The sequence below is a fragment of the Streptomyces sp. NPDC104367 genome (assembly GCF_055583825.1).
The window spans coordinates 136580-149082 of the sequence record NZ_JBVJND010000009.1; the positions used below are offsets into that span (position 1 = coordinate 136580).

At 70.8% G+C, this 12503-nt stretch carries 16 protein-coding genes; 8 read left to right on the forward strand and 8 right to left on the reverse strand.

The features are described 5' to 3' along the window. Positions 1-46: 46 nt before the first annotated feature. On the reverse strand, positions 47-499 hold the full coding sequence (locus ACZ619_RS15840) for a GNAT family N-acetyltransferase (protein ID WP_469598938.1): 453 nt from the start codon (positions 497-499) through the stop codon (positions 47-49). A 9-nt stretch (positions 500-508) separates the two neighbouring features. Next, positions 509-967 carry a MarR family winged helix-turn-helix transcriptional regulator gene (locus tag ACZ619_RS15845; RefSeq protein ID WP_469598940.1) on the reverse strand — a complete coding sequence of 153 codons (459 nt, stop codon included), beginning with the start codon at positions 965-967 and terminating at the stop codon, positions 509-511. 142 nt (positions 968-1109) lie between these two features. Here ACZ619_RS15845 and ACZ619_RS15850 point away from each other — a divergent pair, with 142 nt between their 5' ends. Further along, complete coding sequence (locus ACZ619_RS15850) at positions 1110-2318, forward strand: MFS transporter (RefSeq protein ID WP_469598941.1); 1209 nt, start codon at positions 1110-1112, stop codon at positions 2316-2318. 83 nt (positions 2319-2401) lie between these two features. Further along, entirely contained in the window at positions 2402-2821 is a 420-nt protein-coding gene (locus ACZ619_RS15855) for a GlcG/HbpS family heme-binding protein (RefSeq protein WP_469598943.1), read from the forward strand. Positions 2822-2991: 170 nt separating this feature from the next. Here the strand turns inward: ACZ619_RS15855 and ACZ619_RS15860 are convergent, their stop codons facing one another. Further along, entirely contained in the window at positions 2992-3858 is an 867-nt protein-coding gene (locus ACZ619_RS15860; RefSeq protein ID WP_469598945.1) for a GNAT family N-acetyltransferase, read from the reverse strand. Positions 3859-4051: 193 nt separating this feature from the next. On the opposite strand from ACZ619_RS15860, the gene ACZ619_RS15865 reads away from it, so the two are divergent. Together ACZ619_RS15865 and ACZ619_RS15870 are read left to right on the forward strand one after the other, a co-directional pair. After that, entirely contained in the window at positions 4052-4684 is a 633-nt protein-coding gene (locus tag ACZ619_RS15865) for an HAD family hydrolase (protein ID WP_469598947.1), read from the forward strand. 286 nt (positions 4685-4970) lie between these two features. After that, positions 4971-6446 carry a globin domain-containing protein gene (locus ACZ619_RS15870; RefSeq protein WP_469598949.1) on the forward strand — a complete coding sequence of 492 codons (1476 nt, stop codon included), beginning with the start codon at positions 4971-4973 and terminating at the stop codon, positions 6444-6446. Between the two features lie 4 nt (positions 6447-6450). Here ACZ619_RS15870 and ACZ619_RS15875 read toward each other — a convergent pair whose 3' ends face one another. The 5 genes from ACZ619_RS15875 to ACZ619_RS15895 form a co-directional block, all read right to left on the reverse strand. Beyond that, positions 6451-6933: an NUDIX domain-containing protein gene (locus ACZ619_RS15875; protein ID WP_469598951.1), complete on the reverse strand. Its 483-nt coding sequence runs from the start codon at positions 6931-6933 to the stop codon at positions 6451-6453. A gap of 86 nt (positions 6934-7019) precedes the next feature. Further along, on the reverse strand, positions 7020-7925 hold the full coding sequence (locus tag ACZ619_RS15880) for a LysR family transcriptional regulator (protein ID WP_469598953.1): 906 nt from the start codon (positions 7923-7925) through the stop codon (positions 7020-7022). 231 nt (positions 7926-8156) lie between these two features. After that, positions 8157-9287, reverse strand: a complete 1131-nt coding sequence (locus tag ACZ619_RS15885) for a cystathionine gamma-lyase (protein ID WP_469598955.1) — start codon at positions 9285-9287, stop codon at positions 8157-8159. Continuing rightward, positions 9284-9775 (reverse strand): low molecular weight protein-tyrosine-phosphatase, encoded by a 492-nt coding sequence (locus tag ACZ619_RS15890; RefSeq protein WP_469598956.1) that lies wholly within the window; start codon positions 9773-9775, stop codon positions 9284-9286. Before ACZ619_RS15890 ends, ACZ619_RS15885 begins: the two co-directional genes overlap by 4 nt. Before the next feature lie 7 nt (positions 9776-9782). Beyond that, positions 9783-10160, reverse strand: coding sequence for a phage holin family protein (locus tag ACZ619_RS15895; protein WP_469598958.1), 378 nt, complete (start codon positions 10158-10160; stop codon positions 9783-9785). Between the two features lie 59 nt (positions 10161-10219). Between ACZ619_RS15895 and ACZ619_RS15900 the strand changes: the two genes are divergently transcribed. From ACZ619_RS15900 to ACZ619_RS15915, 4 genes are all read left to right on the forward strand, one after another. Beyond that, positions 10220-10537 carry a cupin domain-containing protein gene (locus tag ACZ619_RS15900; protein ID WP_469598960.1) on the forward strand — a complete coding sequence of 106 codons (318 nt, stop codon included), beginning with the start codon at positions 10220-10222 and terminating at the stop codon, positions 10535-10537. 143 nt (positions 10538-10680) lie between these two features. Further along, on the forward strand, positions 10681-10893 hold the full coding sequence (locus tag ACZ619_RS15905; RefSeq protein ID WP_089100495.1) for a DUF5326 family protein: 213 nt from the start codon (positions 10681-10683) through the stop codon (positions 10891-10893). Positions 10894-11197: 304 nt separating this feature from the next. Next, positions 11198-11911, forward strand: coding sequence for an IclR family transcriptional regulator (locus ACZ619_RS15910; RefSeq protein ID WP_469599223.1), 714 nt, complete (start codon positions 11198-11200; stop codon positions 11909-11911). Between the two features lie 99 nt (positions 11912-12010). After that, complete coding sequence (locus ACZ619_RS15915; protein ID WP_469598962.1) at positions 12011-12448, forward strand: SsgA family sporulation/cell division regulator; 438 nt, start codon at positions 12011-12013, stop codon at positions 12446-12448. Positions 12449-12503 lie beyond the last annotated feature (55 nt).

The window sequence follows — 12503 nt, forward strand, 5'->3', positions numbered from 1 at the left end:
CGGACGACGTGTGTGGGGGTGTTTCACGTGAAACGCCCTCCGCCGTTCAGATCTCCAGCTTGAAGCCGACGTGCGAGGCGGTGAAGCCGAGCCGCTCGTAGAAGCGGTGGGCGTCGGTCCGGGAGCTGTCCGAGGTGAGCTGTACCAACTGGCAGCCCTGACGGCGGGATTCGTCGATCGCCCACTCGATGAACCGGGTGCCCAGCCCGCTGCCGCGCTCGTCGGCGTGGATCCGTACGGCCTCGATGATCGACCGGGTGGCACCACGCCGCGACAGCCCTGGAACGACCGTCAGCTGGAGCGTGCCGACGACGTGGCCCTCGCGCACGGCGACGACCAGGTGCTGGTGGGGATCGGCACTGAGCCGCTCCAGGGCGCTCAGATAGGGCGCCAGGTCGTCCGGTGACTCACGCCGGGCGCCCAGCGGGTCGTCGGCGAGCATGCCGACGATCGCCGGGATGTCCTCGGCGACCGCGGCGCGTATCTCAAGATCTCCCATGACCGCAGCCTAGGCGGGTACGTGCAGCGACTCCACGGCCCGGACCAGGGGAGCCAGCTCGGGCTTGCGGGCGGCCTCGTCGAGGGCCTCGCGCAGCGCCGTGTCGTTGGTGGGACGGGCCTCTTCGAGCAGCCGCAGCCCCGCCTCGGTGACGTTCGTGTAGATGCCCCGCCGGTCGGTCGGGCAGAGGTAGCGCTCCAGGAGGCTCCGGTCCTCCAGCCGGGTCACCAGCCGGGTGGTGGCGCTCTGGCTGAGCACGACCGCGTCGGCGACCTGCTTCATCTGCAGATGGCCGCCTTCGCCGTCGTGCTGCCGGCTGAGGACGTCGAGCAGTGAGTACTCGCGCACGCTCAGGTCGTGCTTCGCCTGAAGGGCGCGCTCGATGTGCGCCTCGATCCTCCCGTGCAGCAGGGAGAGGGCGCACCAGCCCTGGGAAAGGGCGGTGAGCGCGGGGTCCGTCGCTGTCATTGGCGTGTTCCTCCGTCCCGGAGCGGCTGGATCCAGGATAGAGCAGGCTCGCAATATCCATCGCTTGCATATAACCCGCGTCTGCAATTATTGTGAACGCACGCAAAGCGCACCTGCAATCATCTGGGAAGGGTTGTCACCCATGCCTCTCGCGCTTCTGGCCCTCGCGATCGGGGCCTTCGGAATCGGCACGACCGAGTTCGTGATCATGGGCTTGCTGCCCGAGGTCGCCGGTGACTTCGGGGTCTCCATTCCCACCGCCGGACTGCTCGTGACGGGCTACGCGCTGGGTGTGGTGATCGGCGCCCCGCTGATGACCGTCCTCGGCACCAAGGTCCCGCGCAAGCGGATGCTGATGCTGCTGATGGGCCTGTTCATCGCCGGCAACCTGCTGTCCGCCGCGGCCCCCACCTTCGCCGTCATGCTGACCGGCCGCGTGGTCGCCTCCCTCGCGCACGGCGCCTTCTTCGGCATCGGCTCGGTCGTGGCGGCCGAGCTGGTCGCCCCGAGCAAGAAGGCCGGGGCCATCGCGATGATGTTCACCGGTCTCACCGTGGCCAACGTGATCGGCGTCCCGCTCGGCACCCTGGTGGGCCAGCACGTCGGCTGGCGCGTCACCTTCGGCATCGTCGCCGCTCTCGGCGTCGTCGGCCTCGCCGGGATCGCCAGGCTGGTGCCCGAGCTGCCCAAGCCGGAGGGTGTGCACCTGCGGCACGAGCTGGCCGCGTTCAGGAACACCCAGGTCCTGCTCGCCATGGCGATGACCGTCCTCGGCTTCGGCGGGGTCTTCGCCGCCATCACCTACATCGCGCCGATGATGACCCAGGTCACCGGCTTCGCCGACGGCTCCGTCACCTGGCTGCTGGTCCTGTTCGGCCTCGGCATGGTCGGCGGCAACCTTGTCGGCGGCAGGTTCGCCGACCGCGCCCTGATGCCCATGCTCTACGTGTCCCTGGGTGCCCTGGCCGTCGTCCTCGCCGTCTTCACGCTCACCGCGCACAACAAGATCGCGGCTGCCGTGACCATCACCCTCATCGGCGCCCTGGGCTTCGCCACCGTCCCGCCGCTGCAGAAGCGCGTCCTGGACCAGGCGCACGGCGCCCCCACCCTGGCCTCGGCCGTGAACATCGGCGCCTTCAACCTCGGCAACGCCCTGTCCGCCTGGCTCGGCGGCATCGTGATCGCGGCCGGGTTCGGCTACACCTCCCCCAACTGGGTCGGCGCCGCCCTGGCCGCGGCCGCCCTCGTCCTCGCCTTCCTGTCGGCCGCGCTGGAGCGCCGTGACAGCACCAGGAGTGCCGTGGTGGCCGCCGGCACCCCCACCGGGCAGCGGGCCCCGGTCCACCACTGAGCCCCGCCCGGGACACCGGGCCGACCGGCCCCCGCCCCCGTCCCCACCGTCTCACCCCAGCGGTACCCAAGGAGAAACCCCTCATGAGCACCACCACCGTCGCCCCGCTGACCATCCAGGACGCCGAACTCCTGATCGCCGAGGCCCGCCACGCCGCCGAGGCCGCCGGGGTCACCGTCAGCGTCACCGTCCTGGACGCCGGAGGCCATCTGCTCGCCTTCCGGCGGGACGACCGGGCCGTGCTGATCTCCGGCGAGACCAGCACCCGCAAGGCCTACACCGCCCTCCAGCTGAACGCCCCCACCGCCGATCTCGTCGACGCCGTGCAGCCCGGCGGTCTCTTCCACACCCTGCCCACGGCACTCGACCGGCCGCTGCTGTTCATCGCGGGCGGTGTCCCCGTCCACCGGGACGGCCGGCTCGTCGGAGCCATCGGCGTCGGCGGCGGTGCGCCCGACCAGGACCACGGCTTCGCCACGGGCGCCGTCCAGGCACTCGCCTGACGAGCCCCCGGTCACCACAGGACTGGAACACCACGGGACTGGAACACAGGACCGGGAGACCGCAAGACCCGGAAACCAAGGGACCTGGAAACCACGCGACGCCGGCTCCAACGGGAGGAGCCGGCGTTCGCCGTCCGTACCGGGCGCCGGGTACCGGCAGCCCCGAAGCCTCAGCCCGCCGCCACCGTGAGGGGCGCGAACCGTCGCGTCCAGTCTCCCGGCAGCTCAGGGATGCCGTACGTCATGACCACGGTGTCGGCGACGGACGCCAGCCCGTGCTCCCTCGCCCACGCCAGCAGTTCCTCGTGCCGTGCGTCGATGTCCGTGCGGAGCGGCCGGTCGGTACGGGCGGCGAGCGAGGCGATCAGAGCCTTCGCCGTTTCCGTGTCCCGGGCGATCAGCGGGCCGACGACATGGGTGTCCATGTTGGGCCAGGCGGCCGCGTACCCGATGATCCGGCCGTCCTCCACCGCGACCCGCAGCAGGTCGGAGAAGGCGGGGAGCCGCGTGATCACGAGGGTGCGGTCGACCCCGAACACCTCCTCGTCCAACCGGAGGACGGAGCCGAGATCCTCGGCGGTGGCCGCCCGTGTGTCCACCCGGGCCTCCGGCCCGCCCGGCGTGAATAGCCCGGTCACCCGCTCCGCGCGTCCCACGGCCTTGAACCCCAGTTCCTCGTAGAGCGGGCGGCCGTTCGATGTCGCGTACAGCGTCAGGGGAGTCGTGCCCATCACCGAGACCACATGCCGTATCAACCGGCGTCCGATCCCCTGGCGGGCGTGCCGTTCGGCGACCAGGGCCATGCCGATGGCGCCGAGGTCCGGACGCTCGCTCGGGCCGTACTCCGTGACGACGCAGGCGGCGACCAGGCCTCCGCCGGGGTCGTCGATGCCGTAGCCCTTTCCCGCGGTGAGCAGCAGGCGCCACTTGTGTTCCTCGCGCGGCCACCCCCGGTCCTCGGACAGGTCGGCGCAGGCGCTGAGATCGCGGGGGGTCAGCCGGCGAATGGGCAGATGGGCGACGGAAGGAGTTGACACGCAGGTCAGGCTGTCCGACCGGCGCCCTCGGCGTCCACCTGTTTCGGGGCGCACGCACGTTCTTTTGGCCAGGCCGTAGCCGTAGCAACAGCCCCTGGACAGACGGGGGACGTTTCACGTGAAACATCGCCACACGGCCGTCGTTCATGACGCTCGCGAGGGGCCCTGCCCGCTCCCCGTTAGCCTCGGGCCCATGGCGAGACTTCATCTCTTCGACCTCGACGGCACGTTGCTGCACGGGACCTCCGCACCCGTCGAGATCTCCCGCCAACTCGGCCTGGAGGCCGAGGCGGTGGAGCTTGACCGGTTGATCTCGGCGGGCCGCATAGACCCGCCGGAGTACGCGCTGCGGGCGCACGCCCTGTGGGCCGAGCTGACCGACGCCCATGTGACCGCCGCCTTCGACGGGGCGCCCTGGCTGGCCCGGATCCGGGACGTGTGGGCCGAGATCAGGGGATCGGGCGAGTACTGCGCGGTGATCTCGCTCTCACCCTCGTTCTTCGTGGAGCGGCTGCTGGACTGGGGAGCCCACGCGGCCTTCGGCTCACGCTTCCCGGCGGTGCCGTTCGCCGAGCCGGTGGATCCGGCGGGAGTCCTCAGTGCCCCGGCCAAGGTGACCATCGCGGACCGGCTCTGTGAGCGGTTCGGGGTCGGCCGGGCGGACTGCGTCGCCTACGGCGACTCGATGTCGGACAGGGATCTGTTCGCCGTGGTCCCGGTGTCCGTCGCGGTCAACGCGGACGGACATCTCGCCGGTCTCGCGACGTACTCCTACACGGGGCGGGATCTGTGGGATGCCTACGAATTGACGCGAGGCGTCCGGTAGTTGGGGGAATCACTGGTTCGTCCGTTGCCTGAACGGTGGGGGAGACAGGGGGGACTTGTGTGCCGGGCGTCGGCCGGTAGGGTCGACTCCGGTTCACCTCCGGGGCGAGACGCTCCGGCGGGTGTGACTGCGGCCCATGTCACACTCTCGCCTTACTTGTCCGCACACGAGGGCAGCGCGGGTTCAATGTGGCCCTGTCGGCCATGGGCCCGACCGGGAAGAGCTAGCCGTCAACGGGGGAAAGCAAGCACCTTCCGAGCGAGGAAGTGCGCAGACCGACCGAAAGATGTTCGAGGCGAGGCACACCATGGACGCTCCGACCACCACGTCGGCGGGCAACGACGGGGCCGGCGGGGGCAGCTGGTTCACGCCCCCGGCCAAGCCCCCGGTCGAGTCTTCCGCCGAGCCTCCGTTCGTGGGGCCGGGTGGTGCGCAGGGGGCGCCCCAGGGCCCGCGTCCCGTGCCCGCAGACCCCTTGGGGCGAATAGGGGCACCGGAGGAGCGGTCCCGTCTCCAGCAGGGCGTCCAGGCCCCGTCCGCCCAGGGGTACGCGGCGGTCGGCCCCTACGTCTCCGGACCCGCGACCGGCGCTCCCGCCCCCGAACAGCGCGTCCCCTCCCAGCGCGGCGCCCAGGCGCTCCAGGACGCCTCCCCGGACGCCCTCCGTATCCGCGGCACCATGGCCGAAGTCGGTTCGGTCGCCGACAAGGTCACCTCGTACTTCTACGCACTGCTCTTCGTGCGCCACCCCGAACTGCGCTCGCTGTTCCCGGCCGCCATGGACACCCAGCGGGACCGGCTGCTCAAGGCGCTGCTCACCGCCGCCGAGCACATCGACAACACGCCCGTGCTGGTCGACTACCTCCGGAACCTGGGCCGCGGCCACCGCAAGTACGGCACCCGGCCCGAGCACTACCCGGCCGTCGGCGAGTGCCTCATCGGCGCGCTGAGCAAGTACGCCTCGGCCGTCTGGGACCCGGAGACGGAGGCGGCCTGGGTGCGGGCGTACACGACGATGTCCCAGGTGATGATCGACGCGGCCGCGGCCGACGAACTGCGCGCTCCGGCCTGGTGGCACGCGGAGGTCGTCGCCCACGACCTCAGGACCACGGACATCGCCGTGCTCACGGTCCGCCCGGACCAGCCGTACCCCTTCCTGGCCGGGCAGTACACGAGCCTGGAGACCCCCTGGTGGCCGCGGGTCTGGCGGCACTACTCGTTCGCCTCCGCGCCGCGCTCCGACGGTCTGCTGACCTTCCACGTGAAGGCCGTGCCGGCGGGCTGGGTCTCCAACGCGCTCGTGCACCGCGCCCGCCCCGGTGACGTCATCCGCCTCGGTCCGCCCGGCGGCTCGATGACCATCGACCACACGAGGGACAGCGGACTGCTCTGCCTGGGCGGCGGCACCGGGATCGCGCCCATCAAGGCGCTGGTCGAGGACCTCGCCGAGCGTGGCTCCCGCCGCCCGGTCGAGGTGTTCTACGGCGCGCGCACGGATCACGACCTGTACGAGATCGACACGCTCCTCCGGCTCAAGCAGAGCCACCCCTGGCTCGAGATCCGCACGGTCGTCGACCAGCAGGCGCACCTCCAGCTCCCCGACGCCATCCGCTCCTACGGGCCCTGGGCCGGGTACGACGCCTACCTCTCGGGCCCGCCCGGCATGATCCGCAACGGCGTCCACGCGCTGCGGGCCGTCGGCATCCAGGCGCACCGGATTCGGCACGACTCGGTCGAGGAACTGGTCGTCGTCGGCGAGTGACCCGTCACCCCAGGTCGGGGGCGTGCATGGCCCGTACGCCCTCGATGTTGCCGTCGAGGTAGTGCCGCAGGGACAGCGGCACGAGGTGCACGGAGGCGATGCCGACACGGGTGAAGGGGACGCGCACGATCTCGTACTCGCCCGTCGGTTCCTCGATCTCCGGGCCGTGCCGCAGGGCCGGGTCCATGGACTCCAGTCTGCAGACGAAGAAGTGCTGCACCTTCACACCGGTCGCGCTGCCGCTCTCGCCGATGTGCTCGACGGTGTCCACGAAGCAGGGCACCACGTCGGTGATCTTGGCGCCGAGCTCCTCGTGCACCTCGCGGTGCAGGGCGTCGACGACGGTCGTGTCCTCCGGCTCGACCCCGCCACCGGGCGTCACCCAGTACGGATCGACACCGGGCTTGGTGCGCTTGATCAGGATCAGGTCGTCGCCGTCCAGGAGGACGGCACGGGCGGTGCGCTTGACCACGGGTCGGACGGTCATGGGAGAAATGTGGCCCAGCCGGTTCCACGTGAAACATCCAGGGGCGCCGCCGTACGGCCGGACCGGGCGAACCCGGACAACCTCGCTCAGCCCCAGCCCACGGCCGCGTGCCGGAGCCATTCGTGTGCCCGCGCCACGTGCGGCATGGCGAGCGTGCCGGTACGCACCACCAGGAAGTACGTCCGCAGCGGGGGCACCGCGGGATCGTGCAGCGCCACGACCTCACCGCGCTCCAGCGCGGCCGTGCACAGATAGCGGGGCAGGACGGCCAGGCCGGCGCCCGCGACCGCGCAGGCGAGCACCGCGCGGAGATCGGGTACGACGACCGTGCCCGAGGCGGCCGGGCGCGCGTCGAAGACGGAGCCCCAGTAGCGCGAGACGAACGGCAGCGACTCGTGCACCTCGACGAGCGGCAGGTTGTCCAGCACGGACGCGCCCTTGCCGTGCACGGTCCCGGCACCGATCTCCTCGGCCCAGCGCGGAGCGGCGACCAGCACATGCTCCTCGTCGCACAGCGCGGTCGCGGTGAGCAGGGCGCCGCGCGGTTGGGCGGTGCTGATGGCCAGGTCGTGGTGTCCGGCGGAGAGTCCCTCCAGGGTCTCCTCGGCGGTCCCGAACGAGGCGCGCATCGCGAAGCCCTGGCCGTCGTCGCCGGCCAGCTCCATGAGGGCGGGCAGGGCGCGCTCGGCGGTGAACTCGGGCGGCCCGGCGAGATGCAGGGTCCGCACCGAGGAGTCGTCGTCGATACCGCGCTCCGCTATCTCCACGAGGGCGTCGAGGTGCGGGGCGGCCTTGTGGGCGAGTTCGTCGCCGATGGTCGTGGGAGTCACCCCGCGGGCCTGCCGCAGGAAGAGCGGGCGGCCCAGCTGCTTCTCCAGGGTGCGGATCTGGGAGGTCACGGCCGGCTGTGAGAGGCCGAGCAGGGCGGCGGCGCGGGTGAAGGAGCCGGCCCGGTGCACGGTCACGAAGGTGCGCAGCAAGGCCAGATCCATCGCATGCCCTTTCCTTCGCCCTGCCCCTTTCCGGCCGCCGTGGGCAGGTTCCCAACTATAAATAAGTCGATAGGCCTCTGTCGCTACAGTGATTGGACACTGACGCAGAGTCAACTAGCCTTGGTCGCGCGGTTCTTGGCGCGCGAGAACCGGGACGGTCCGAGCCACGAGGGGGGAGGCTCGGACCGTCCGTTATGCGTAGCCGGGCCCGTGGGGACGTCCGTAATCCGGTCACCGGTGCGATGCGTCGAGCGCGCGGAGCACGTCGGCCACCAGATCCTCGGGATCCTCGGCCCCGACCGACAGCCGGACGAAGCCCTCCGGCACGTCGTCCCCGCCCCAGCGGCGCCGCCGCTCGGCCGTGGAGCGCACCCCGCCGAAGCTCGTCGCGTCGTCGACCAGCCGCAGGGTCTCCAGGAAGCGCTCGGCACGCGCGCGTGAGGACAGTACGAAGGAGATCACCGAGCCGTAGCGGCGCATCTGCTGCGAGGCGATCTTGTGCGCGGGGTCGTCGGGCAGCCCGGGGTAGCGCAGCCCGGTCACCTCGGGCCGCTCGCGCAGCGCCTGGGCGAGCAGCAGGGCGGTCGCGTTCTGCCGGTCCACCCGCAGTTGGAGGGTGGCCAGGGAGCGGTGGGCCAGCCAGGCCTCCATGGGGCCGGCGATCGCCCCGACGATCTTGCGCCAGCGGCGTACGGCGGCCATGGCCTCGGTGTCGCGGCCGGCGACGTATCCCAGCAGGACGTCCCCGTGCCCGGTGAGCTGCTTGGTCCCGCTGGCCACGGAGAAGTCGGCGCCCAGCGCCAGCGGCCGCTGGCCGAGCGGGGTGGCGAGGGTGTTGTCGACGGCGACCAGGGCGCCACCCGCGTGTGCCGCCTCGACGAGCCGCCGGATGTCGCACACGTCGAGCCCGGGGTTGCACGGCGACTCGATCAGCAGCAGCCTGGCCCCGTCCAGCACGTCGAGCTGGGCGTCGCCCCCGGTCGGCGCGGTGCGCACCTCGATGCCGTACGCCTCCAGCTGGGCGCGGATCAGGGGCAGCACCTGGTATCCGTCGGACGGCAGCACGACCGCGTCCCCGGCGCGCAGCTGGGAGAAGAGCACCGCGGAGATGGCGGCCACCCCGGAGGCGAACACGAGCGTGCCGATGTCCTCGCCGGGCGCCTCCAGCTCGCCGATGGCCCGCTCCAGGTGGCTCCAGGTCGGGTTCTCGTCGCGTCCGTAGGCGTACGGACCGCTGACCTCGCCGGGCAGATGGAAGTGCGCGGCGAACACCGGCCCGGGCAGGGTCGGCTCGTTCTTGACCGGCTCGGGCAGCCCCGCGCGCACCGCGCGTGTGCCCTCGCCCATGGCCGCCTCGCTCATGCCGTCGTTCCCTCCAGCTCGTCCCGTACCGCGGCGAGCAGCCCCTCGCTCGCCGCCTCCACCATCTCAAGGCACTCCTCGAAGCCGTCCAGACCGCCGTAGTACGGATCCGGTACGTCGAGGTCGTCGCCCGCGGCCGGGTCGAACGAGCGCAGCAGGCGCACCTTGCGCGCGTCCTCCTCGGTGGGTGCGAGGCGGCGCAGGGCCTTGAGGTGGCCCGAGTCGAGCGCGATCACCAGGTCGAGACCGGCGAACCAGGACGCCTGGAACCGGCGGGCGGTGTGGCCGCCTTCGTAGCCGTGCTCCTCCAGGACGCGGACGGTGCGGGGGTCGGCGCCGTCCCCCTCGTGCCAGCCGTCGGTGCCGGCGCTGTCGGCCTCGACCCGGTCGTCGAGGCCGGCCTCGGCCGCACGGGCCCGGAAGACGGACTCGGCCATCGGAGAACGGCAGATGTTGCCCGTGCAGACGAAACAGACGCGGTAGGTCATCGGGTGCTCAGTCCCCGTCGGGGAGGACCATGTTCAGGGCCCAGGACACGATCGAGATGATCAGGCCGCCCAGTACGGCCGTCCAGAACCCGTCCACGTGGAAGCTCAGGTCCAGCTTGTCGCACACCCAGGACGTCAGCAGCAGCATGAGCGCGTTGACCACCAGGGTGATCAGGCCGAGCGTCAGGATGAACAGCGGGAAGGTCAGCACCTTCACGATCGGCTTGACCAGGACGTTCACCAGGCCGAAGACCAGGGCGACCAGGATGAGTGTCCAGACCTTCTTGGGCGTGCTGTCACCGGTCAGGGTGATCTTGTCGAGCAGCCACACGGCGACCGCCAGGGCGCCCGCGTTGGCGATCGTCTTGACTACGAAATTCTTCATGTGTCTGATCGTGGCAGAAGAGATCGGATGCAAATAGTGAGGCGAGGGCGACAACGGCGATGAAGGCATTCCGGCTGGACGAACTGGAGGCGGAGCGCGCCGCCAACGACGGTGCCTACCTGCAGTTCCTGCGGGAGCGGAACATGTCGGTCGGCCTCTACGCCCTGAACGCGGGTGATCAGGATCCGCAGAACCCGCACAGCCAGGACGAGGTCTACTTCGTCGTCAGCGGCCGGGCGGCGATCACCGTCGGCACGGAGACCACCCAGGTGGCGCGGGGCAGCGTGGTCTACGTGCCGGCCGGAGTGGCCCACAAGTTCCACCACATCAGCGAGGATCTGCGGGTTCTGGTCGTCTTCTCTCCCCCCGAGGCCTGACCCCGGCCCTCGGGGTTCCCTAGGGGAAGGGTCAGGGGAGGACAAGGGATCGTGGGCCCCCACCCGTCCCCGCGCGGCCCTAGCATCGGGTGCAGGACATCGACAACTGGTCGAGACGCGAGGGAAAGCAGAGGACGAGGGCCATGCGAGAGATCTTCACGGGACTGCCGTGGTGGGTGAAGTGGATCGCGGTGCCGGTCATCGCCCTGGTCGTGTTCGGCGGTCTGATCACGGCCGTGATCAGCTGGGTGGTGTTCCTGCTCTTCAAGCTGCTGATCTTCGTGGCGCTGGTCGGCGGCCTGATCTACATCGTGCGGAAGTTCATGTCGAACTCCTCGTCGAAGAGCGACTGGTGAGTGTCGTGGGAACCGGCGGCCGGTAACAGGAAACGCCGGTTCGCTCGGGGGAGGGAAGTTTCCCTCAGAGGCCGACCGGGAGCGGCGACGGACGGTTAGAGTCTCTGACCCCCTCGCGCTCCGGGAGTAACCTTTGGCCACGGTTGACGCCATCCCCCCACCCACGGTCGGCACCGCACCCGCCGGATCCCACGCACCCCCCGCCCAACGCAGCACCGGCACACCGCCCGTGCAGCGGCCGGCCACCGCGGCCGGCCCCGGGCAGCCGCACCCGGCCACCCTCATCGGCTCCGTGCAGCGCGCGATGCGGCTGCTGGAATGCGTCGCCGGACATGAACACGGCGCCCCCGCCAAACAACTGGCCCGCGAGACCGGCCTCGCCCTGCCCACCGCCTACCACCTGCTGCGCACCCTGGTCCACGAGGGCTATCTGCGCCGCGACAAGGGGCTGTTCTTCCTCGGCGAAGCGGCGGAGCGGCTCGGCAGCAGCGGAGCGCGGCAGAAACGTCGCGGCGCGGTGGCCGACACCCTCGCCCACTGGCGCGATTCGATCGGTGTCCCCGTGTACTACGCGATGTACCGGGAGGGCGAGATCGAGATCATGTGCGTTTCCGACTCCCCCGGCATCCCGGCGGTCGAGGAGTGGGCCGACTTCCGCGAGACCGGGCACGCGCACGCGATCGGCCAGTGCCTGCTCTCCCAGCTGGACGAGGACGCCCGCCGCGACCATCTGGACCGCTATCCCGCGCAGACCCTCACCCGGTACACGGTCCGGGACAGCCACACGGTGCTGCGGCGGCTGGCGCGGACGCGCCGGATGGAGCCGGTGGTGGAGCGCCAGGAGTACGCGCTGGGCACGGTGTGCGCGGCGGTCCCCATCACCGTCGGCACCACGGCGGCCACGCTGGCCATCTCCCTCCCCCTCCACCAGGCCGACCGGCTGCTGCCCGCCGCACGGCGCTTGCAGGACGAGGTCGGACGGCATCTGGGGGCACTGGCGATCTCTATCAGTATCTGAAAACTCACTCCTTGTGATCTGCCGTGTACTTTCAGCAAGATTTGACCACTATCAAAGGGATAAAACCCGGCCAGTCGGTGTCATATGACGGGGTAGGCGATGCGCGAGTCCGTACAAGCTGAAGTCATGATGAGCTTTCTCGTCTCGGAGGAGCTCTCCTTCCGCATCCCCGTGGAGTTGCGCTACGAGACCTGTGATCCGTATGCCGTCCGGCTCACCTTCCACCTGCCCGGGGACGCGCCGGTGACCTGGGTCTTCGGCCGGGAGCTGCTGATCGACGGGGTGGGCCGGCCGTGCGGGGAGGGCGATGTGCACATCGCGCCCGCCGATTCCGAGGTGCTGGGCGAGGTGCTGATCCGCCTTCAGGTCGGTGGCGACCAGGCGGTGTTCCGCTCCTCGGCGCCGCCGCTGGTGGCCTTCCTGGACCGTACGGACAAGCTGGTGCCGCTCGGCCAGGAGGGCGCGCTCGCCGACTTCGACGCACACCTCGACGAGGCTCTGGACCGCATCCTGGCCGAGGAGCAGAGCGCCGGCTGAAGCGGGTCGCGGCACGGTGCGGGAGCCGCTCCACCGAGCCGTCGCAGGACGCGCA